Source organism: Micromonospora sp. NPDC049891, from assembly GCF_040660295.1.
In the GTDB taxonomy this organism is placed as follows: Bacteria; Actinomycetota; Actinomycetes; order Mycobacteriales; family Micromonosporaceae; genus Micromonospora.
The window spans coordinates 17238-37624 of record NZ_JBFAML010000011.1; the positions used below are offsets into that span (position 1 = coordinate 17238).

Below are 20387 nucleotides of genomic sequence, written 5' to 3' on the forward strand. Positions count from 1 at the left end.
ATACTACATCCGTAGAACAAGAGAGTGGGGGAGCCGGTTGAGTGCGCGGGCGAAACGGATTGCCGTACTGGCCGACGCCGCCATCGCGCTGATCGCGGAGAGCGGCATGCGGGGTCTCACCCACCGGGCGGTGGACGCCCGGGCCGGCATGCCCGCGGGAACCACATCGGCGTACCTGCGCACCCGGCAGGCGCTGATCGAGGCGGTGGTGCAGCGCCTCGCGGACCTGGACCGCGCCGACCTCACCGGGCACGAGCTACCGAGCGGGACGCCATCGGTCCCGCCGGGGCCGTCGTTGTCACCGGCCGACCTCGACCGGCTCGCCGCCGGTATCGCCGGGGTGCTCGACCACTGGCTCTCCACCGCCCGGGCGCGCACCCTGGCCCGGTACGCGTGCCTGCTGGAAGCGGTGCACCGACCGCAGCTGCGCGGGATCCTGGAACACGGCGCGGTGCTCCGTGCGCAGGCCGAGGATCTGCTCGCCCGCGCCGGTGCCCCGGATCCCCGCCGTCGGGGGCACCGGTTCGTCGCCTTCGTCGACGGCCTGCTGTTCGACCGGCTCGTCGGGGCCGGCGCGCTCAGCGCACCGCCACCCGGCACCCCGGCCAGCCGCGCAGACCTCACCGACGCGGTACGGGATCTGCTGCGTGCCCTCGTCGACCGAGCGGCGACCGGGTAGGACTCAGGCGCTCTCGCGCAGCACCAGCGTCGACGGGAAGACGGTCGTCGCCGGCGCGGCGCGTTCCTCCAGCACCATCGTCGCGGCCGTGTTGATGATCTGCCGTACCGGGTGGCTGGCCGTGGTCAGCGCCACCGTCGCGGCGAGCGGGATGTCGTCGAATCCGGTCACCGCGACATCCTCGGGCACCCGGACGCCGTCGGCCCGCAGCCGGCCGATCACCCCCAAAGCGGTCGCGTCACTGATCCCGACGATCGCGTCGGTGTCCGGCCAGCGTCGCAGCACCTCCCGGGCGGCGGCGTGGCCGCGGGCCGCGCTGAAGTCACCGACCACCTCCCGAGCCGGCAGGCCGGCGTCGTGCAGCAGCCTCCGGTACGCCCGCACCGAGCGGTTCGCGCAGGCCAGCCAGCGGGGACCGGTCACCATGGCGATCCGTCGACGCCCAGCTTCGTACAGATGACGGACGATCGCCGAGGTGCCGCCACCGTTGTCGATGTCCACCGACGGCACCGTGGCCGAACCGATCCCGATCGACACGGTCCGGCCGCTCAGCCGCCGGGGCACCAGATCCAGCAGGGCGGTGGTCGTGTTGAGCAGCACCAGGCCCGCCACGCCCCGGTCGTCGGTCAACCGGGTCAGGCGTTCCGGTGCGCCCAACGGCACCCACTGCACCGCGACGCCCAGACCGTGCGGCGCGCAGGCCCGGGCCACCGCGCCGACCGCCTGGTCGACGTAGGGGTCGTCGAGGACGGCCGGGCCGGTGCCCGCCACCGCCACCAGCAGCCGTACGCCGGAACCGTGCACCAGAGCCCGGGCCGCCGCATTCGGCACGTAGCCGAGCAGGCTCACGGCGGTGCGTACCCGCTCGCGAGCGGTCGGTGACGCGAAGCCGTTGCCCGCGAGGACCCGCGACGCCGTCGAGCGGGACACCCCGGCGGCCCGGGCCACGTCGTCCAGGGTGGCTGCGCGGCGTGCTGCCGTCGTCATGAACGTTCTCCCCGTTGTCCGTGTCGCCCGCGTGGGGCCCCATCAGCATCATGCCGCCCGCGACGGCCGCTGGTAAGGACCGGACGTGGATTGTGGTGGTAGCGCTCCCAGGTGTGTGATCGTCGTAGCACCTGAGGAGAGGACCGGAACGTACGTGGACCCCGCCGTCACCACCCCTGTCACACCGCCGGCCAGTCCCGGCCCGTCCCGAGCCGTACTGGCCGCCCGCAACGGTGTGGCTGTCGTGTTCGCGCTCAACGGACTGGCCGTCGCCACCTGGTTCGCCAGGGTGCCGGCGATCCGCGACGGACTCGGCCTCACCCCGGGTCGTCTCGGCCTGCTCCTGCTCGCCATGTCGCTCGGGGCGATCCTCGCCATGCCCACCGCCGGCCTGGTCACCCAACGCCTGGGCGCGGCCCGGGCGGTGGCGCTGTCCACCCTGCTCGTCGCGCTCGGGCTGACCATCGCCGGGGTCTCGGCCGGCGTCGCCGCCTGGCTACCCGGGGTGGCGCTGGGTCTGTTCGCGCTCGGCTACGGCTCCGGCAGTTGCGACGTCGCGATGAACATCGAGGGTGCGGCGGTCGAACGGCGGCTCGGATGGACCGTGATGCCGCGCTTCCACGCCGCCTGGAGCCTCGGCTCGGTGGCCGGCGCCGGCCTCGGCGCGGGAGCCGCCCGACTGGGTGTCCCGGTTGCCGCGCACCTCGCTGTGCTGGCCGCGGTGGTGCTCGGCGGCACACTGCTCGGGGCGCGCGCGTTCCTGCCGGCCGAGCCGGCGGCGGCCGGCACCCCGGCCGGGCGTCGCAGTCGGCTGCTGGCCGCCTGGCGGGAGCCCCGCACCCTGCTTATCGGCCTGCTGGTGCTGGCGGCGGCTTTCGCCGAGGGCAGCGCCAACGACTGGCTCGCGGTGGCCTTCATCGACGGGTACGGCTTCAGTGAGGCGGCCGGCGCGGCGGTCTTCGGCGTCTTCGTGGTGGGCATGACGCTGGGCCGTACCGTCGGCACGGTGGCCCTGGACCGCTGGGGGCGGGGACCGGTGCTGACCACGACCATCCTGCTCGCCGTCGTCGGCGCTGGCCTGGCAGTGCTCGCCGGCTCCGGTCCGGTCGCGGTGGTCGGCGTCGCGCTGTGGGGGATCGGTGCCTCACTCGGCTTCCCGGTGGGGATGAGCGCCGCCGCCGACGAGGAGGAGCACGCGCACGTACGGGTCAGCGTGGTCGCGGTGATCGGCTACACGGCGTTCCTGGCCGGGCCGCCGCTGCTGGGCCTGCTCGGCGACCAGGTGGGCACGCTGCGGGCGCTGCTGGTCGTACCGCTGCTGCTGCTGCCGACTCTCCTGCTGGTCCCCGCGGCCCGCCCGCCCGCCGCCGGCGGCACGGGGGCGCCGGCGCGGGTGGGCTCAGCGGAGCCAGACGCGTAGCGGGCCGATGGTCCGGAATCCGTGGCGTCGTGCTGGCGCGAGGTCGGCATCCTGCTCGTAGCCGACGAGATGCCGACCCGCGCCGGCCGTGCACACCCCGGCCCACACCCGCTCCGGTGCGGTGTCGCGGGCGAAGACGTTGCTGACGCCCACCACCTCACCGTCGTCGTGCAGCACCGCTCCGCCGGACCAGCCGCCGTGGCCGTCCGCCAGGCCGAGGATCCGCACCCGGGGGTCGGCGAGCAGGCCGGGACGGAAGATCGAACCGCCACCGTGGGCGTGCGCCCACGCGGTCAGGTCGCCGACCGTGGTGACCGGCACCAGGGTCTCGTGACCGGCCGGACCGCCGGGCGGGCGGTGCAGCCACTGCGCCTCGAACAGCACGTCGAAGCCGTGCCCGGCGAGGTCCAGGTCGGCGTAGCTGTCCTTGACCGACGCCCCCGGCCCGGCGTCGATCCGCCGCAGCAGGTCCGCACCGAGGCCGGGCCGCAGGGTCACCGCATCCGGGTGGAACGGCGGCGAGCGGCGCGGTACCGACCAGGCATCGGCGTCCCGTACGCCGGGCCGGCCGTGCGTGCCGCAGACGAGGTCGCACCAGGCGGCGTTCTCCCGTACCGCCAAGTGGATCATCGCGGCAGCATACCGTGCCGGGGGATTCTCACCCGGCTCACAGGGATCTGCCAGGTGACGGTGCTGCACTGGGAGTCACGCCGAGGAGAGGAGCCGGGCATGGGCTGGTTCAGCCGGCGGTCACGAGCCGCGCAGGGCACCCCGACGAAACTCGACCGCGAGGGCACCCCCGAGGACCTCGCCGCGCTGGAGCAGTTCGCCACCAGCCGGCAGGGGGTGGAGTTCTACCTGGAACCGGAAACCACAGCCACCGACACCACGGTGATGGCCATCGCCCACGACGGCGAGTGGATCCGCCGCCGCACCGGCACGCCGCGCGCCGCCGGCGCCCTGGCCCGCAAGCACGCCATCCCGCTCTACGAGGCCACGAAGGTCGGGTACCCGGATCGGATGCGGGCCTGGAACCGGGCCCATCCGGAACGCCGCGTCCGCTGAGCCGGCCCGGGTCGTCCCGCTCAGCGGGCGATCGACGCCCGGGCCTCGTCGAGGGTCAGCGGCGGGCTGTGGCTGGAGACGTACCAGCCGATGTCGTCGTCGAGCAGTCGGCCGACCAGCGCGAGATCCGGTTCGTCGGTAGGCGTGCGCAGGTGCGCCGGCGGCGGGTACCAGCTGTCACCGAGCAGCATGACCCCCGAATCGGGTACCACCACGACTGTCGAGTCCGGGGCGTGCCGACCGCCGACATGGCGCACCAGCACGCCGGTGGGCAGCTCCACCTCGTCGGTGAAGACGCGGGTGGGCGGCAGCACCCGCAGCTCGTCCCAGGAGTCGACGGCGAGCGCGCGGGCCCGGAAGCTCGGCCCGAGCCGGCGGTTGCGCCGAATCTCCTCGCGTAGGTACCGGACGCTCCACGGCCGGGTCGCCTCGGCGCGTAGCAGGTCCGCGCCGCTGACGTGCCCGACTATCTCCACGTCCGGCCACGCGCAGGCGCCCCAGACGTGGTCCCAGTGGTGGTGGGTGTAGACCAGCCAGCGGGGCGCCGGTAGACCGGCGGCGCGCAACGCGGCCTGGATCTCGCGGGCGTGCGACGGGCTCTGCCCCGCGTCCACCAGCACGCTGCCCCGCTCGTCGGCGATCACCGCGACGCCGGCCTGCACCCACTCCGGATCGGGATCACCCGGGCAGAGCCACACCCGCCCGGCGAGATGTTCAAGCTGAACCACCACCGCACCCTAGCCCCCGCTCGCCGCCCCCGGCCTCGGCGATCATGCAGTTCTGGCACTGGACAGGCCAGGCATTAGTGGACGAATCAACGACCACAACTGCATGATCGCGAGGGCTGGGGTCAGTGGACGGCGACGACTGCGGCGTCGGCGGCGCCGCGCCAGAGGGTGCCGACCTCGGTGAATCCGGCGTCGTTGAGGGCGGTGAGGTGCCAGGAGGCCGGAGGGTTCCATTCCGGGCTGTGTCCCGACGGGTAGATGGCGTGACGTTGCCGCACCAGCGGAGCCAGTGTCGGGTCCTGCTCGGCCTGTTGCCACCACTGCGACCAGGACAGGACGGCACCGGCGGCGTACCTGGCCGCCCGGTGTTCCCCGGCGCGGGCGAGCAGCCGCTTGGTCAACTCGGGCAGGCCGTCGTCGGGCATGTGGTCGGCGTTGACGAACAGACCGCCCGGCCGGAGCACCTCGCGGATCTCCGCGTAGAGGGTGGCCAGCCGGTCCGCGGGCAGCCAGTGCAGCGCGGTGGCGGTGAGCACGGCGTCGTAGCGCCGGTGTGGCAGGGCCGCGACCCAGTCCGGCCGGCTCAGGTCGGCGGGAACGATCGTGGCCCGGTCGTCGAGGGAGGCGGTGGCGAGGGCGAGCAGTGCGGGGTCGAGGTCGACCAGGGTGACCTCGGCGTCGGGGAACCGCCGCAGGGCACGCAGTGAGATGGTGCCGGTGCCGCCGGCCAGGTCGAGCAGCCGAGGCGGGGTGGTCTCGCGGACGGCGTCGACCGCGTCGAGCATGGCGGCGAACCGGTGCTCGCGGTCCGGCAGGTACGCCTCCTGCTGGCGGTCCCAACTCTCCTGCCAGGCGGAGACATTGCTGATGTAAGGACTCATGACGAGCACGCTAGTTACTGTGCCGCCCGCGTGTCCAGCCTTGTTGCCAACCTTTTGCAACTACGAGAGAATGGCGAAGCGATGATCGGATCGGGTCGGACCGGGCAGCCGGTCCGACCCGGTTGCGCCTCGACCGGCACCCGCCGGCTCACCCGTGACGAACCTGCGCCTACGCCCGCAGACCGGCGGTGCCATGATGTCCGTGGCGAGGGCGAGGTGCCCGGCCGGAACGGACTGGAAGCAAGGTGGACCCCCAGCGCACCGCCGCGCACGAGATGTTCGACGCCGACGTGGCCTCCAATCGGCTCGGCATCGAGCTGGTGAGCGCCGCCGACGGCAGCGCAGTGGCCCGGATGCGGATCACCGACGGCATGGTCAACGGCCACCGCATCGCGCACGGCGGGTTCGTGTTCCTGCTTGCCGACACCGCGTTCGCGCTGGCCTGCAACAGCCACGGTCCGGCCACCGTCGCCGCCGGAGCAGACATCACCTTCGTCCGCCCGGCCCGGCAGGGCGACCTGCTCGTCGCTCGGGCCAGCGAACGCACCCGGTACGGCCGCAGCGGCATCTACGACGTCACCGTGAGCCGGGAGGACGGGGAGGTGGTCGCGGAGTTCCGCGGACAGAGCCGGACCCTGCGCCCGATGCCTGCGCCCGACGGCGGACCGGGGGAGCGGGACGGCGCACCAACAGCCGGCCAGGGACGCTGACCCGGGACCTGGCACCGCTGATCCAGCCGGCCCGCGTCGGCGGCCTACGCCTCGGATGTCGACGGGCGCGGTCGGTCCGGCCGCCCGGGACGGATCCCGTGCGCGCCGATCCGTGGTCGGCGCGAGCGTCGGGCAGGATGTCCCGATGGGACACGTCGTGCTCTTCCACTCCGTGTACGGGCTGCGGCCGGCGGTACTGGCGGCCGCCGACCGGCTGCGCGCCGCCGGCCACCGGGTGCACTCGCCCGACCTGTACGGCGTGCCCGCCGTCGACTCCGTGGCGGAGGGTTTCGCCCTGCTGGCGCGGGTCGGTGAGCAGACGGTTCTCGACCGGGCCCGCGCGGCACTCGACGGGCTGCCACCCGACACCGTGCTCGCCGGGTTCTCGATGGGCGCCGGGGTGGCTGGTGCGCTGCTGGCCGAACGGCCCGACACCGCCGGTCTGCTGCTGCTGCACGGCACCGGCGGCTCCCCGGCGGCCGTCCGTCCCGGCCTCCGGGTTCACCTGCACCTGGCCGATCCGGACGCCTACGACCCGCCCGACGAGGTCGACACGTGGCAGCGGGAGATGACCGCGGCCGGCGCGGATCTCGTGGTGCACCGGTATCCCGGGGCGGGGCACCTCTTCACCGACCCGACAGTTGCCGACCACGACCCGGTCGCTGCCGAGCTGACCTGGGACCGGGTCCTGGCCTTCCTGGACAACCGTTGATCCGGCGGTCGACCGGGGTGCTCCGGCGCAGGACCGCCGCGCCGGCACCACCCGGTTCGGGGACGCCTCGGCCGCCGAGGTGGCGCGGTCGACCCGCCGGCTGAGGACGGCTCGCACCGCTCGGGGCAGCCGGGCACAGGCGACCTGCCCCACCACCGGATCGGCGACGTCGTAACCGCCGGCCGGCAGGGGGACCAGCAGGCCGTCGCCGGTCAGGGTGTCCAGCTCCGCCGCCGCCCGGGCCCGCGGCCAGTCAAGGACATCGGCCAGCTCCGCCACGGTGCGGCCCGGCGCGAGCGCGGCGGCCATCAGGACCGCGCGCGCAGCGCCGTCGAGACGGTCCAGCCGGGCCTCGACGATCCGCCGGACGGACTCCGGCACGGGCAGCTGTCCGGGGTCGACCTCGGTGAGGGTGCGTACGTAGGCGACCGCCCGCCCGGGATTGCCACCGGTCAGGGGGATCAACCGGGCCGCCAACCCGGTCGGTCGGCCGGACCGGCGCAGCAACCGGCGCAGCAGCCGGCCGGTGGTGATCGAGTCGAGCGGTGACAGGCGCAGCCGGGCCACCCGTGGACCGGGCACGTCCAGCTCCTGGCCGCCGGTCGCGACCAGCACCAGCGGCAGGCCACGCTCGTCGGCCAGATCGACGAGGGCGGCCAGCTGGCGACGTAGCGCTGGTGCGGCACGGTCGAGGTCGTCGACGGTGACCACCACCGGTTGCCGCCGCGCCAGGCTCAGCAGCACCTCGCACCAAAAGGTCACCGCGCGGGCCTGAACCGGTTCGGCGGCCACCCCGAGCAGGTCGTCCACTGTGTCCAGGGCGGGCGTCAGCCGGTCGGTCGGCACCAGACCGGTCAGGGTGGCGGCGAGCCGGCGGCGCACCGTCTCGGGGTCGTCGCTGGCGCGCGCCCGGGCCACTGCGCGGACCAGGTCCGCGGCGGGCTCCAGTGGCCCCTCCGGGTAGGGCGGGCAGGCCGCCGGGCACCAACGCACCGGAACCCCGTCCAGGGTGGGCGTGGTCCGGACCAGTTCCCGCAGCAGACGGCTGCGCCCGCTGCCGGGCGGACCGAGGAGCAGCACCCGGCGTTCGCCGCGCCCGCGTACCGCCTCGGCGAGGTGCTCCCGGGCGACGGCCAACTCCCGTCGGCGACCGAGCAGGGGGCCGTCGTGCCGCGGTGGTCGGAGTCGCTCTGTGCCGGTGGCGTGCCAGACGTCGACCGGCAGTGCCTTGCCGGTCACCGGCACCGCGGGGACCGGGCGCTGCGCGATCAGCCCGACGACGGCCCGGTGGGTGGCCGGGCAGAGCGCCACCCCGCCGGGCGGGGCGTGCTCCTGAAGCCGGGCGGCCAGGGTGATGACCGCGCCGCTGGCCACACCGTGCCCGCCGTCGTGGCGGACCGCGAGGTCGACCACGGCCTCACCGGTGGCGACGCCGACCCGGACCCGCAGCCCCGGTGCCGGGGCCAGCGGCCGGCGGTCCAGCGCCCGCTGGATCTCCAGCCCGGCGCGCACCGCCCGGTACGCGTCCCACCCGTCAGCGCGGCGCGCGCCGAACAGCGCCATCACGGCGTCGCCGACGTACTTCTCCACCGCGCCGTTCCACCGTCGCAGCACCCGGGCGACGGTGCCGAAGTAGGCCCGTTGCAGGGCGCGGACGTCCTCCGGGTCGAGCCGGTCCACCAACCGGGTCGACCCGACGATGTCGACGAAGAGGACCGTGACGGTCCGCCGTTCCTCCGCCACGGGCCAACGCACCCGCCCGACGGCTACCGGACCAGCGACAACAGAACTGGGCATGGAGATCGCACCTGCCTCTCCCCCCGTGCGTGCCGACGATGTCCGGAGCCTGTCACCGCTGGTCTGACGGCGGATCGGCAGAACGACGTATGTCGGCCGGACGCAACCTTTGGTCGCAATGTCGACGCGATGAGTAGGACTGACGCGAGGCACCTGTAGAACGCGGACGGAACCTGTGACTAGGCTGCGAGCCATGGCCAGCGACGTGGACACCACACCGCTCGTGGGTCGGGACGCCCTGGTGGCGACGGTACGCTCCGCGCTGCTCGACGACGTGACGCCGGGACACACGGCGGCGGTGTTCCTGACCGGTGAGAGTGGCGTGGGCAAGACCCGGCTGCTGCGCGAGGTCGGCGACCGGTTGGGCGACGCGGGCGCGCTGGTGCTCACCGGGTCCTGTCTGGACATCGGCGACGCCTCGCCACTGCACCCGCTGCGCCAGGCGCTGCGCCGCCTCGACGCCGACCTCGCTCCGCCCGCCGCGGCGTCGGTCCGCGCCCTGCTCGGGGTGTTCGCCGAGGACCGGGCCGGCCCGGACGGCGCGGGCGCGTTGCTGGAGCGGGTGTCCCGCGGGCTGAATGTGATAGCCGGTGGCCGCCCGCTGGTGCTGGTCCTGGACGACCTCCAGTGGGTCGACCGGACGACCCGCCAACTCCTGCTCTATCTCCTTGCCGGCCTCGGTGACCTGCAACTGTCGGTGCTGGCGGCGGTGCGGTCGGAGTCGTTGCAGGGCGCGCATCCGTTGCGTCGGGTGCTCACCGAGCTGCGCCGGCTGCGTTCGGTGCGGGTGCTCGATCTGGCCCCGCTGGATCGCGCCGGCACCGAGGAGCTGGCCGCCGCCGTGATGCGTCGACCGCTGACGCCCGAGGCGGCGGAGCGACTGTGGCAGCGCAGCGGCGGCAACCCGTTCGTGGTCGAGGAACTCTCCCGGGAGCTGCGCGACGGTCGCGACGGGCTCTCCGACACCCTCCGCGAGGTCTTCCTGGCCCGGGTGGACGCGCTGCCCCGGCCAGCCCACCGGGCCGTGCACGCGGTCGCCGCCGGAGTCGAACCGGTGGAGCACTGGCTGCTCGCCCGGGTGGTCGGGATCCCGGAGCACGAGCTGCTCGACGCGGTCCGGGCGGCGGTGTCCCATCGGCTGCTTGTCGGCTCCGACGACGGCTACCGGCTACGCCACCGGCTCGTCGCCGAGGTGCTTGAGGACGAGCTGCTTCCCGCCGAGCGGGCGGCGTTGCACCGCCGCTACGCCGAGGCGTTGACCTCGGCACCGGCCGAGTTGCACCAGGCCCGGTTGGCCCACCACTGGCGGCTGGCCGGTGAGCCGGAGCGGGCGCTGCCCGCGGCGGTGGCCGCCGCCGAGGAGGCGGAGCGGCTGTACGGCTATGCCGAGGCGCATCGGCACTGGTCGGTGGCGGTGCAGTCGGCCGAGGGGCTGCCCGGTGTCGACCGGGCCACGCTGCTCGGGCGGGCGGCCGAGGCGGCCCACCACTGTGGTGAGTACGCCCGCGCCCTGGCCCTGCTGGAGGAACTGGCCAGCGCCGACACCGACCTTCCGGCCTGTGAGCTGCACATCCGGCGGGCCCGTTATCTGGCCGCCGCCGGCCGTTCGGCGCTGGCCGAGGTGGAGTACGAGCAGGCGCTCGCCGTCGCCGACTGCACCCCCGGGCAGCGGGCCACCGCCGCCGCGCGGCTGGCGGAGTTGCTGCTGCAACTCGGCCGGTACGCCGAGGCGGGCCAGCGGGCGCGGGAGGCGCTGGCCCTGGCCGAGCAGGTGGACGGGGCGACCACCGAGGTGGTGCTGGCAAGTGCCGCGCTCGGCTTCTCCGAGGCGTACCGCCAGGATCCGGACGCGGGCCTGGCGGTGCTGCGGCGGGCGCTGGCCACGGCCGAGCGGGCCGGTCGTCCGGAGGACGTCGCATTGGCCTACCTGCACCTGGCCGAGTTGCTGACCGGGCCGCTGAACATCCTCGAGGAGGGGGTGGTGGTCGCCCGCCGGGGTGCCGAGCGGGTCGCCGAGCTGGGGCTGGGTCGTTCCTACGAGACCCGGCTGCTGGCCATCGCCACGAACGGACTGTTCCGGGTGGGGCAGTGGGCCGAGGCGGAGAAGGTGGTCGCCTCGGCACTGCGGCACCGCCCCTCCGGCGCGGACGCCGTCGAGTTGCTGCTGGCCCGCTGCCGGCTGTCGGTCGGCTACGGCGACGTCGAGGCGGCCGACCGGGATCTGGACGCGGTGGCGACCATCCTGGCCGGCGGCGGCGCCCGGCACGTCATTCCGCTGCTCACCCTGCGGGCCGGGCTGGCCATGTGGCAGGGGCGGCACGACGTCGCGCGGCACGCCGTGCAGCGGGGTCTGACCGAGACCCGCTCGGACGACCTGGTCATCCTCGCGGTGCTGGTCTGGCACGGGCTGCGCGCCGAGGCGGAGGCCCACGCCAGCCGTACCGTCGCCGTCGATGACAACGCGGTACGCCGGCTGCGCGGGATCGCCGACCGGGTGGCGGCGCGCAGCGAGCGGGCGGCCCGGCCGGTGCGCTACGTGATCGACGGGTACCTGGCGTTGTGCGCCGCCGAGGTGAGCCGACTCGACGGAGCGGATCCGGAGCTGTGGGCGCGGGCGGCGGCGGAGTGGGACCACCGCAACCACCCGTACCCGGCGGCGTACTCGCGACTGCGGCAGGCCGAGGCGTTACTGGCCAGCCGGCGTAAGGCCGCCACCGCCGGGAAGCTGCTGCGCCACGCCTACCAGATGGCGCAGTCGCTGGGCGCGGTGCCGTTGACCGACGAGATCCGGACACTCGCCGGGCGGGCCCGGGTCGCGCTTGAGGAACGCGGCGCGGTCGGCGCGGCCACGCCGGACGAGTCGGGCGGCGAGGAACTCGCCGCACTCACCGCCCGGGAGCGTGAGGTGCTGGCCGCCGTGGCCGAGGGGTTGACCAACAAGGAGATCGGCCAGCGGCTGTTCATCAGCGAGCGGACCATCGGCGTCCACGTCTCGCACATCTTCGACAAGCTCCAGGTACGTACCCGGGTCCAGGCGAGCGCCATCTTCCTGCGTAGTCGAGCGTAGGTTTCGGATACGTCGTTCTACTGATGTCCGCGCAGCGGACGCCTGAAAGGCTGGGTCCGGCGTCGCAACGGGCACGACGACGCCGGCGAGCAGCCTGGAGGGGACATGAGCGAGCGCAGCGAGCGGATCATCAGGTTCAGCGCTGTGGTGCGCCATGCCGGCACGCGGCGGTGCGGGGGGTCGGCATGAGTGGGTGTGATGACCTGGTGTGGGGGCCGGTGCACCGGGACATCGTCGACCTGCTGGCCGATCACCCGACCGACGTGCCCGCCGTCGTCGACCATCTGACCAAGCTTCAGGACATGCTGGTCCGGCTGCCTCCGCTGCTGGACAGCTGCCCGTTGGCCGACTTCAACAAGCTGTACCTCACCATCACCTCCAGCGTGTTGGACGGGCTGTACGCCGACCGATTCGTCGACCCGGTCTTCCTGTCCCGGTTGGACGTCGAGTTCGCGGCCCGCTACTTCGACGCGTTGCGGATGTGGAGCGACTCCAGCCCGAGTACGCCCCGGGCCTGGGCGTGCCTGTTCGAGCGGATGCGCGGGCCGGACGCCCGACCGCTGCCCTCGGCGGCGGCCGGCGTCAACGCGCACATCAACTTCGACCTGCCGTTCGCGTTGGTCACCACGTTCGACCACCTGGAGTCCGAGCCGGTCGACGGCAGCGACCAGCACCGTGACTACCTGGAGATCAACAAGATCTTCGCCGACAAGATCCCCGGCCTGCGCCGGGGCTACCTGGAGCAGTGGCAACTGCTCATCGACATGCTCAACGGCGACATCGACGACTGGTACCAGGGCGAACTGATCGGTTACACGCGCGATGTCGCCTGGCGCAACGCGCAGCGGGTCTGGCGGTGCCGGCACGACCCGCACCAGCATGAGCGCGAGCGCAGGCGGCTCGACGACACCGCCGCCGCGCTCGGTCGGTTGCTGCTGTCGCCCCTCGGGGCGTTTCTGCAGTAGCCGGGACGGGGGGTCCCCGCGCCCCCGCCCACCTGAGGGGCGCGGGGACATCCGACCCGACCGGACGGCAACGTCCGGAGGTGGCCAGGAGGGCATACGGGGACCAGGGGGACCACGGGGGGACCACGGGGGGACACGGGGACCACGGGGAAACAGGGGCCGGCCGGCCCGGGGGGTGTCGGCCGGCCCCTGCGGGGTACGCCGCGACCATGACCGCTGTGTCCCGGCGCCGTCCTGCCGCCCGGCCGCGACCGCGCCCCGCCTCCCCACCCCGCCCCGCGCGCCCGGGAGACCGCGCCGGTCGGGGAGCCCGGGGATGACCGCCCAGGATTTCGAGTTCCGCTTCGAGCCACGGTTCCGCCGACCGCTGGCGTTGATCGGTGTCCGGCCCGGCAGCGCCTGGGTGCGGGTCGACTCCGCCCAGTTGCTGGTCCGGTTCGGGCCGTGGCAGCTGCGTACCGAGCGGCAGAACGTCGCGGGTGTGCAGAGCGGCGGCCCCTACCGCTGGTGGCGGGTGATCGGCCCACACCTGTCCGGCGCCGACACCGGTGTCACCTTCGGCACCACCACGGCCGCCGGGCTCTGTGTCCGATTCGTGCGACCGGTGCCCGCCCTGCTTCCCGGCCGATGGCCGCGCCATCCCGGGATGACGGTCACCGTGGCCGACCCCGCCGGGCTGGCCCGGGCACTTACCGAACCGGACGGCGGCTGACGGTGCACCGGACCGGCTGACCGTGGCCCGGGCGGGCGACGGCCTCGGTCTGGCTCCGAACGCCGCGATGCGGTGGTTCCGGCCGGATCACCACCTACGGCCTGTTCGACAACTGTGAGGCGGGGGCATGGGGGACGGGACGAGAGCGCGACGAGGCCGGGAACGCCGCCGCCCGGCAACCGGAGCACCGGAGCCGGCGCTGCGGGCCGCGCGGGATCCGACGCGCAGGGGGGAACGGGCGGGACGGGCGGTCACCGTACCCGAGCGGGTGGCCGTCCCGGCCGGGCCGGTGGCCCCGGAGAGCCGGCTGCGGCGGTGGTTGTTCGTCCACCGGGTGCAGCCGGTCGGACCGGAGACCGCCGAGGGACAGACCCGGGCGCACGCCTGGTGGCGGGTGATGTGCCTGACCGGCGTCGACTACTTCTCCACCCTGTCCTACCTGCCCGGCATCGCCGCCCTGGCGGCCGGTGCGCTGTCGCCTGTGGCGACCTTGTTGATCGTGGCGCTGACCCTGTTCGGAATGTTGCCGATGTACCGCCGGGTGGCCCGGGACAGCCCGCACGGCCAGGGCTCGGTGGCGATGCTGGAGCGGCTGCTGCCGTTCTGGCGCGGCAAGATATTCGTGCTGGTGCTGCTCGGTTTCGTCGCCACGTCGTGGATCATCACGATCACCCTCTCCTCGGCCGACGCCACCGTGCACGTGCTGCAGAACCCGTACCTGCCGGAGTCGTTCGGCGGCACCGGCGTCGCGGTCGGGGTGACAGTGGTCCTGCTGCTGATCCTCGGCGCGGTGTTCCTGCTCGGCTTCCGGGAGGCGGTGGCGGTGGCCGTCCCGCTGGTGGCCGCCTTCCTCGGGCTGAACGCGGTGATCGTGGGCGTCTCGCTTGTCGAACTGGCAGGTGATCCCCGTCCGCTGGCGGACTGGACGGCGGCGTTGACCACGGGCGGTGGGCCGGGCCAGGTGGCGCTGACCGCGGCGCTGGCGTTCCCGTTGCTGGTGCTGGGCCTGTCCGGGTTCGAGACCGGGGTCAGCATGATGCCGCTGGTGGCGGGGGAGGGGCCGGACGCCCAGGCCCGGCTGGCCGCCCGGATCCGTAACACCCGGCGATTGCTCACCGCCGCCGCGTTGATCATGTCGGTCTACCTGCTCTCGACCACCTTCGTCACCGCGGTGCTCATCCCACCTGAGGCGTTCGCCCCGGGCGGCGCCGCCAACGGGCGAGCGTTGGCGTATCTCGCGCACGAGCAGGTGGGTGAGGCCTTCGGTACCGCGTACGACGTGAGCAGCGTGCTGATCCTCTGGTTCGCCGGTGCGTCGGCGATGGCCGGGCTGATCAACATCGTGCCGCGCTACTTGCCCTCGTACGGCATGGCGCCGGAGTGGGCGCGTGCGGTGCGCCCGGTGGTGATCGTCTACACGCTCGTCTGCATCGTGCTGACCATCGTGTTCCGCGCCGACGTCGACGCGCAGGCGGGCGCGTACGCCACCGGGATCCTGGCGATGATGGTCTCGGCGGCGGTGGCGGTGGCCATCGCCGCCGCCGGTCGCCGGCAACGCGGTGTCGCCGCCGGCTTCATGGTGCTCACCCTGGTGCTGCTGTACGCCCTGGTCGAGAACGTGATCGCGAAACCGGACGGGATCGCCATCTCCGGGCTGTTCATTCTCGGCATCATCGCCGTGTCGCTGGTGTCCCGGGTGACCCGGACCACCGAACTGCGCGCGGAGCGGGTCGAGTTCGACGAGACGGCGCGGCGGTTCATCGCCGATTCGGTGGCCCACGACGGTCGACTGCACGTGATCGCCAACAAGCGGCACAGTGGGGCGGTCAAGGAGTACACCATCAAGGAGCGCGCACAGCGCGGCCTGAACCCGGTCCCCGGGGCGACCGACGTGCTCTTCCTGGAGATCGACGTGGTGGATCCCTCCGGGTTCCGTCACGTGTTGCGGGTGTGCGGCGTCGACGTGGGCGGCTACCGGGTGCTGCGGGCCAGCAGCCCGGCGGCGCCCAACGCCATCGCGGCCATCCTGCTGGCGCTGCGGGACGCCACCGGGGTACGCCCGCACGCTCACTTCGAGTGGTCGGAGGGGAACCCGATCGCGCACCTGCTGCGCTATCTCATCCTCGGCCGGGGGGACACTCCGCCGGTGGTGCGGGAGATTCTGCGCAAGTCCGAACCCGATCCCGCGCGTCGCCCTGGCATCCACGTCGGGGGGTGAGTAACCGCCCCGCTGTCCGGTGACGGCGGCCCCGGGTGGATGTGAAGCCGAATGGCTTACTCATTCACTTATGCCTGATTTGCGCTATGTGTCGCCGTACGGTGGCCTCTGGTGGCTGAGGCGATGTCAGCCACCCCGCGCCCGATTCGGTGCGGCCGTGTTTCCGCATGCACGAGAGGCAGGAACGCTGATGTCCACGTACCAAGGGAGCCCTGGGTCGACCCGACCCGGTCGGCGGTCCCGGTGGTTGCTGGCCGGTGGCCTGGTGGCGGGCAGCCTGGTGGCTGGGGCGGCGGGCCTGTCCGCCGTCACCGCCTCGGCCGCCGACCGTGACCCGGCGGCACCGAACCCGGGCCAGCCCGCCGCGATGTATCAGCACGACGTACCCGGAGTCGACGAGACACCGCACCGCCGGGGGAAGGACCGGCAGCGACCCGAGTGGCGGCACGATCCCGGCGCGTCCCCGAACAGGCCGGGGGACGCGGGCGACCGGTCGGCCGGCCACCAGGGGCGCTCACCGGACGGCAAGGTGGTGCCGGTGCCCTGCGACTCCGCCCGGCTCATCGCGGCGCTGGTCTGGGCGAACGCCGAGGGCGGTGCCACGCTGCGGCTGGCGGAGAAGTGCACCTACACCTTGACCCACGCGTTCCAGCAGCCCGACGAGTACGACGGCGGCATCCGCGACGCGCGGGAGGCCGCCGACGCCGCCGAGAACCCCGGCGACGCCGAGGCACCGCCGCGCAACCCCGCCGACGACAAGGCCGGCCTGCCCGTGATCTACCACGGGATCACCATCGAGGGCTCCGGCGCGACGATCGTCAGGGGGGTCAACACGCCTGACTTCCGCTTCTTCACCGTCCGTGACGGCGGCGAGCTGACCCTGCGGGACGTCACCCTGCGCAACGGTCGCTCGGCGGCGGAAGGCGGCAGCATCCACATCGTGCACGGTGCCACGGCGGTCGTCGAAGGGGTCACCGTCGTCGGCAGCACCTCGCTGTCGGCCGAGGGCGGCGGCGGTGCCATCTTCAACGACGGCAACCTCCAGATCAGCGACAGCAAACTGATCGGCAACCGGGCGGCCGGCACCCAGGGCAAGGGCGGGGGCCTGCTCAACGGCGGTGTCATGACCATGCACCGCACCGAGTTCCGGCACAACAGCGCGGTCAGCTACGGCGGTGGCCTGGCCAACTTCCGGGCCGCGGGTGACGTCTACTCCTCCACCTTCGTGCAGAACAACGCCGGGCAGGGCGGTGGCCTGGCCAGCTTCTCCGCCCGCACCAAGGTCTTCGACACGCTCGTGGCGCAGAACAGTGCCGACATCGGCGGTGGTCTGGCCAACTCCGACGCGGTGCTGGTGCTGCGGCAGTTGACGGTCCGCGACAACCTCGCCAGCGTCAAGGGCGGCGGTATCTCCACCTTCCAGGGCCTGCTGCCGCTCGACGACAGCGTGGTCAGCGGGAACACCACGCGTGGCAACGGCGGCGGCATCCACTCCGAGAGGTCGAACCTGCTCGTGCGGGGCAGCGACGTCAAGGGCAACGCGGCGGTCGGCAAGCGTTCGCAGGGGGCCGGGCTGTTCGTGACGGCGGGCTCGACCTCGCTCTACCGCAGCCGCGTGATCGGCAACCAGTCCACTCTCAAGGCCGGCGGTATCCAGGCCGAGCGGGCCCAGGTCAAGATCGATGACGACAGCGTCGTCGTGGAGAACAATCCGACCAACTGCGAGGGAAGCAAGGTGCCGGTGGCGCACTGCTTCCGCTGAACAGCCCCGGTACGACGAGGGCCCGTGTCCGAAGCCGGCACGGGCCCTCGTCGTGCGTCACGGCTCACTGAGAGGGCTGGGGCAGCTCGCAGTCGACCTTCGGGTTGGCGCCGACGTAGTTCAGCGGACCGGCGGCGATGGTGACCAGGATCGTGCCGACCTCGGCACAGTTGGCTTCCTCGTCGCTGTAGTAGCCGCGCTGGCCGGCGGCGATGGCGCCGATGACGAGCCAGATCACCACGAGGACTCCGAATATCGACGTGCCGCGCATGGCTTCCTCCACGATTCGGGGGTGGGTTGCAAGGTGTGGGCCTTGTACCCAGACGCGTCGAGCGGCTAACGGAGGCCGGCCCTGTGTCGCAGTCCCTGGCCGGCCTACGGCGGCGAGGGCGCCTCGGGTGGCCGGCCACGGCTGCGGCGGAGGTCGGCCAGCGCCACTCCGGCGAGCACCAGCAAGGCGGCGAGCGACGCGGTGAGTGGCGGCAGGAACAGCACCGCCGGTGCCGCGGTCACCAGGGCCAGCACGCCGCCCGGCCGCGACGGCGAGACCCGGTTGAACACCTCGCGTTCGAAGAAGGCCCGGCCGATCAGGAACAGCGCCGGACCGCCCAGGATGATCGCCGCCCAGGCGGGCGGGGTACGCGCGGGCAGGGCGTGCAGCACCAGCTCGAAGCCGGCCGCCGTGGTGACCACCCCGGCGACCATCAGCAGATGGCTGTACGGCGCGGTGTTGACGAAACGGTTCGGTGCCGTCGAGATCTTCATGGCCAGCGGCAGCAGTTCCCCGGACCGGTGCACGTAGATCCGCCACAGCAGCAGGGTGGTGGCGAAGGCCAGCACGAAACCGACGCCGTTCTCCGCCTGCGCGTGTTCCATGCTGTAGGCAATGCCGGTGACCAGGATCGTGTCACCCAGGGCGATCGTGTAGAACTGCTGGTACCGCTCGGCGAGGTGTTCGGCGGTCACCCGCAGTTGGGCGGCGGGCACGGTGCCGATCCCGGGCACCGGGTAGGCCAGCCGCAGCCCGAGGTAGTCGATGCCGAGGGCGAGCAGCCACAGCGCCATCCGGGCGTCCTCGGAGACGAACGCGCCGACGATCCACGGCACCGCGGAGACGGCGAACCAGGAGAAGACCCGAGCCGCCCGGCGCTGGATCATCCGGTCGCCGCGCACGGTCGGGATGAGGATCAGACCGCGTCCGAGATGGATGGCCACGTACGCGCCGGCGAAGATCAGCCCTCGGTCACCGAACGCCTTGGGGATCGCGGTGGCCATCAACAGCACGCCGAACATCACCGTGGCGATCAGTACCTTGATCTCGGGGCGTTCGGGGTCGTACAGGTCGGTGACGAGAGAGGTGAGCACCCAGGTCCACCACACGGCGGCGAGCAGGATCAGCGCCTGTCCGGCCTGGTACCAGGTGATCTCGTGGGCCAGGTCGCGCGAGATGAGCGCCAACGCGACGACGTAGACCAGATCGAAGAACAGCTCCAGCAGGGTGACCCGGCGGGGCGTGGACGGGCCGCGGGTGGGGGGCCGCCGTTGGTTACCGGGCTCTTGCTGGGCGAACGGCACGGACGACTCCCGGCAGTCGGCGACAGTTCGACGGGCCGGCTTCGCCACGGTGGGAGGTGGCGCGGTGGCCGCGCGGCCGGCGTACCGACCGTAACCACGCCCCGGCGGGATCGTGCCCTGAACGGTGCCGGTCACCGGAATGGCGTACCCAGGGGCCGCCGGTGCGGAATCCGCGAGGATGTTTCCGCGACCGGCGGCCCGGCGGGTCGTCAGGCGTCGCTGTCGGCCTGGGCGGCCAGCACCTTCGCCTGCTGGGGCCAGGTGACCAGGCTGGCCGTGGCGCGCAGCCCGGCGTTCTTGATGGTCTCCCGCAGCGCCGCCTCGTCCAGCTCGGCCAGCTGCCGGTAGGTCCGGATGCCCGCGCCGTGCAGCGCGGCCGCCATCTTCGGCCCGACTCCCTGGATACGCCGGAAGTCGTCGGCGTCGGCGGTGACCGGCTCGGCCGCCGCGACCGGCTCGGCGGCGGTGACCGGCTCGGCCGCTGCGACCGGCTCGGCCGTGGTTGCCGGCTCGGCCGCCGCGATCGGGTCCACCGGCGCGCTGGTGGCCGGATCGGTTGCGGTGGGGGCCACCGTGGGCTCGGTGGCGGTCTTCCGGCGCACCGGCGGGGTGGCGATCGCCGGGCGCGGTTCCGCGGTCGCGTCCGCCGTCGGTCCGTCGAGGACGGAAGTCGCTTCGCCATCGCCCGCGAGCGGCTCGGCGGGCCGCGTCGTCTCGGCGGGCTCGTCGGTCACCGGCTCCCCGGTGGTGACGGCGGTCGACTCGGCGGTGGCCGAGGGCCGGGCGGCGTCGGTCTCGGCGGTGACGACCGGGGCGTCGGTCTCAGCGGGCCCGGTCGCCGCCGGAACGGTGGCTTCGCTTGCCGAGGGTGCGGCGGAGGCGGATTCGGTAGTCGGTTCAGTCGTGGCGGTGGCCTGCTCGGTCCCGACGGCGGCCGGGGCCGATCCGCTCGCCTCAGCGGTCGCGTCACTCGCCGTACCGGCCGACGTGGGCGGTTCCGTCCGCCGGCCGCGCAGCAGCACCCAGCCCACCGCCAGCCCTGCCAGCAGCGCCACGAGCAGTATCAGCCAGCTCCCGAAGGACTCGCCCACGGTAACCCTCCCTGAGGT

16 protein-coding genes and 2 pseudogenes are annotated in these 20387 nt (G+C 73.4%); 10 read left to right on the plus strand and 8 right to left on the minus strand.

Annotation, left to right across the window (positions count from 1 at the left end; genetic code table 11):
* The first annotated feature begins 37 nt into the window (after nucleotides 1–37).
* The gene (locus AB0I71_RS16285; RefSeq protein WP_357585294.1) at nucleotides 38–679 is read left to right on the plus strand and encodes a TetR/AcrR family transcriptional regulator; all 642 of its coding nucleotides are present in this window, start codon (nucleotides 38–40) and stop codon (nucleotides 677–679) included.
* A 3-nt stretch (nucleotides 680–682) separates the two neighbouring features.
* On the opposite strand, the gene AB0I71_RS16290 is transcribed toward AB0I71_RS16285, so the two are convergent.
* Nucleotides 683–1666 (minus strand): LacI family DNA-binding transcriptional regulator, encoded by a 984-nt coding sequence (locus tag AB0I71_RS16290; protein ID WP_357585296.1) that lies wholly within the window; start codon nucleotides 1664–1666, stop codon nucleotides 683–685.
* 154 nt (nucleotides 1667–1820) lie between these two features.
* Here AB0I71_RS16290 and AB0I71_RS16295 point away from each other — a divergent pair, with 154 nt between their 5' ends.
* Nucleotides 1821–3086 carry an MFS transporter gene (locus AB0I71_RS16295; protein ID WP_357585298.1) on the plus strand — a complete coding sequence of 422 codons (1266 nt, stop codon included), beginning with the start codon at nucleotides 1821–1823 and terminating at the stop codon, nucleotides 3084–3086.
* On the opposite strand, the gene AB0I71_RS16300 is transcribed toward AB0I71_RS16295, so the two are convergent.
* Entirely contained in the window at nucleotides 3066–3716 is a 651-nt protein-coding gene (locus tag AB0I71_RS16300) for a hypothetical protein (RefSeq protein ID WP_357585300.1), read from the minus strand. The two genes, AB0I71_RS16295 and AB0I71_RS16300, sit on opposite strands and share 21 nt — an antisense overlap.
* Nucleotides 3717–3815: 99 nt before the next feature.
* On the opposite strand from AB0I71_RS16300, the gene AB0I71_RS16305 reads away from it, so the two are divergent.
* Complete coding sequence (locus AB0I71_RS16305; protein WP_357585605.1) at nucleotides 3816–4151, plus strand: hypothetical protein; 336 nt, start codon at nucleotides 3816–3818, stop codon at nucleotides 4149–4151.
* Between the two features lie 20 nt (nucleotides 4152–4171).
* Here AB0I71_RS16305 and AB0I71_RS16310 read toward each other — a convergent pair whose 3' ends face one another.
* Together AB0I71_RS16310 and AB0I71_RS16315 are read right to left on the minus strand one after the other, a co-directional pair.
* Nucleotides 4172–4879 carry an MBL fold metallo-hydrolase gene (locus tag AB0I71_RS16310; protein ID WP_357585302.1) on the minus strand — a complete coding sequence of 236 codons (708 nt, stop codon included), beginning with the start codon at nucleotides 4877–4879 and terminating at the stop codon, nucleotides 4172–4174.
* 122 nt (nucleotides 4880–5001) lie between these two features.
* Entirely contained in the window at nucleotides 5002–5760 is a 759-nt protein-coding gene (locus tag AB0I71_RS16315; RefSeq protein WP_357585304.1) for a class I SAM-dependent methyltransferase, read from the minus strand.
* Nucleotides 5761–6035: 275 nt separating this feature from the next.
* Between AB0I71_RS16315 and paaI the strand changes: the two are divergent.
* Nucleotides 6036–6398 (plus strand): annotated as a pseudogene (paaI, locus tag AB0I71_RS16320) (hydroxyphenylacetyl-CoA thioesterase PaaI); the annotation flags it as partial.
* Nucleotides 6399–6615: 217 nt separating this feature from the next.
* Nucleotides 6616–7182 carry a dienelactone hydrolase family protein gene (locus AB0I71_RS16325; protein WP_357585607.1) on the plus strand — a complete coding sequence of 189 codons (567 nt, stop codon included), beginning with the start codon at nucleotides 6616–6618 and terminating at the stop codon, nucleotides 7180–7182.
* A 612-nt stretch (nucleotides 7183–7794) separates the two neighbouring features.
* Here the strand turns inward: AB0I71_RS16325 and AB0I71_RS16330 are convergent.
* A pseudogene (locus tag AB0I71_RS16330) lies at nucleotides 7795–9174 on the minus strand (adenylate/guanylate cyclase domain-containing protein); the annotation flags it as partial.
* Here AB0I71_RS16330 and AB0I71_RS16335 point away from each other — a divergent pair.
* The 5 genes from AB0I71_RS16335 to AB0I71_RS16355 all read left to right on the plus strand — a co-directional run bounded on the left by AB0I71_RS16335 (nucleotide 9173) and on the right by AB0I71_RS16355 (nucleotide 17703).
* Complete coding sequence (locus AB0I71_RS16335; protein ID WP_357585306.1) at nucleotides 9173–12046, plus strand: AAA family ATPase; 2874 nt, start codon at nucleotides 9173–9175, stop codon at nucleotides 12044–12046. The pseudogene AB0I71_RS16330 and the gene AB0I71_RS16335 overlap by 2 nt on opposite strands.
* Nucleotides 12047–12231: 185 nt before the next feature.
* Nucleotides 12232–13011: a DUF5995 family protein gene (locus tag AB0I71_RS16340; protein ID WP_357585308.1), complete on the plus strand. Its 780-nt coding sequence runs from the start codon at nucleotides 12232–12234 to the stop codon at nucleotides 13009–13011.
* 316 nt (nucleotides 13012–13327) lie between these two features.
* Entirely contained in the window at nucleotides 13328–13723 is a 396-nt protein-coding gene (locus AB0I71_RS16345; protein WP_357585310.1) for a hypothetical protein, read from the plus strand.
* A gap of 127 nt (nucleotides 13724–13850) precedes the next feature.
* Nucleotides 13851–15941 carry an amino acid transporter gene (locus tag AB0I71_RS16350; RefSeq protein ID WP_357585312.1) on the plus strand — a complete coding sequence of 697 codons (2091 nt, stop codon included), beginning with the start codon at nucleotides 13851–13853 and terminating at the stop codon, nucleotides 15939–15941.
* A 190-nt stretch (nucleotides 15942–16131) separates the two neighbouring features.
* Nucleotides 16132–17703, plus strand: coding sequence for a hypothetical protein (locus tag AB0I71_RS16355; RefSeq protein ID WP_357585314.1), 1572 nt, complete (start codon nucleotides 16132–16134; stop codon nucleotides 17701–17703).
* Between the two features lie 64 nt (nucleotides 17704–17767).
* On the opposite strand, the gene AB0I71_RS16360 is transcribed toward AB0I71_RS16355, so the two are convergent.
* From AB0I71_RS16360 to AB0I71_RS16370, 3 genes are all read right to left on the minus strand, one after another.
* Nucleotides 17768–17974, minus strand: a complete 207-nt coding sequence (locus AB0I71_RS16360) for a hypothetical protein (protein WP_093402652.1) — start codon at nucleotides 17972–17974, stop codon at nucleotides 17768–17770.
* A 104-nt stretch (nucleotides 17975–18078) separates the two neighbouring features.
* On the minus strand, nucleotides 18079–19413 hold the full coding sequence (locus AB0I71_RS16365) for a low temperature requirement protein A (RefSeq protein WP_357585316.1): 1335 nt from the start codon (nucleotides 19411–19413) through the stop codon (nucleotides 18079–18081).
* A 74-nt stretch (nucleotides 19414–19487) separates the two neighbouring features.
* Nucleotides 19488–20369, minus strand: a complete 882-nt coding sequence (locus AB0I71_RS16370; RefSeq protein WP_357585318.1) for a helix-hairpin-helix domain-containing protein — start codon at nucleotides 20367–20369, stop codon at nucleotides 19488–19490.
* Between the last annotated feature and the right edge of the window lie 18 nt (nucleotides 20370–20387).

Excerpts from the sequence above, each read along its gene's own strand:
- AB0I71_RS16360 (WP_093402652.1), bottom strand. The coding sequence starts at position 17,974 with ATGCGCGGCACGTCGATATTCGGAGTCCTCGTGGTGATCTGGCTCGTC.
- AB0I71_RS16315 (WP_357585304.1), bottom strand. The coding sequence starts at position 5,760 with ATGAGTCCTTACATCAGCAATGTCTCCGCCTGGCAGGAGAGTTGGGAC.
- AB0I71_RS16300 (WP_357585300.1), bottom strand. The coding sequence starts at position 3,716 with ATGATCCACTTGGCGGTACGGGAGAACGCCGCCTGGTGCGACCTCGTC.
- AB0I71_RS16305 (WP_357585605.1), top strand. The coding sequence starts at position 3,816 with ATGGGCTGGTTCAGCCGGCGGTCACGAGCCGCGCAGGGCACCCCGACG.
- AB0I71_RS16290 (WP_357585296.1), bottom strand. The coding sequence starts at position 1,666 with ATGACGACGGCAGCACGCCGCGCAGCCACCCTGGACGACGTGGCCCGG.
- AB0I71_RS16345 (WP_357585310.1), top strand. The coding sequence starts at position 13,328 with ATGACCGCCCAGGATTTCGAGTTCCGCTTCGAGCCACGGTTCCGCCGA.
- AB0I71_RS16355 (WP_357585314.1), top strand. The coding sequence starts at position 16,132 with ATGTCCACGTACCAAGGGAGCCCTGGGTCGACCCGACCCGGTCGGCGG.
- AB0I71_RS16335 (WP_357585306.1), top strand. The coding sequence starts at position 9,173 with ATGGCCAGCGACGTGGACACCACACCGCTCGTGGGTCGGGACGCCCTG.
- AB0I71_RS16350 (WP_357585312.1), top strand. The coding sequence starts at position 13,851 with ATGGGGGACGGGACGAGAGCGCGACGAGGCCGGGAACGCCGCCGCCCG.
- AB0I71_RS16325 (WP_357585607.1), top strand. The coding sequence starts at position 6,616 with ATGGGACACGTCGTGCTCTTCCACTCCGTGTACGGGCTGCGGCCGGCG.
- AB0I71_RS16340 (WP_357585308.1), top strand. The coding sequence starts at position 12,232 with ATGAGTGGGTGTGATGACCTGGTGTGGGGGCCGGTGCACCGGGACATC.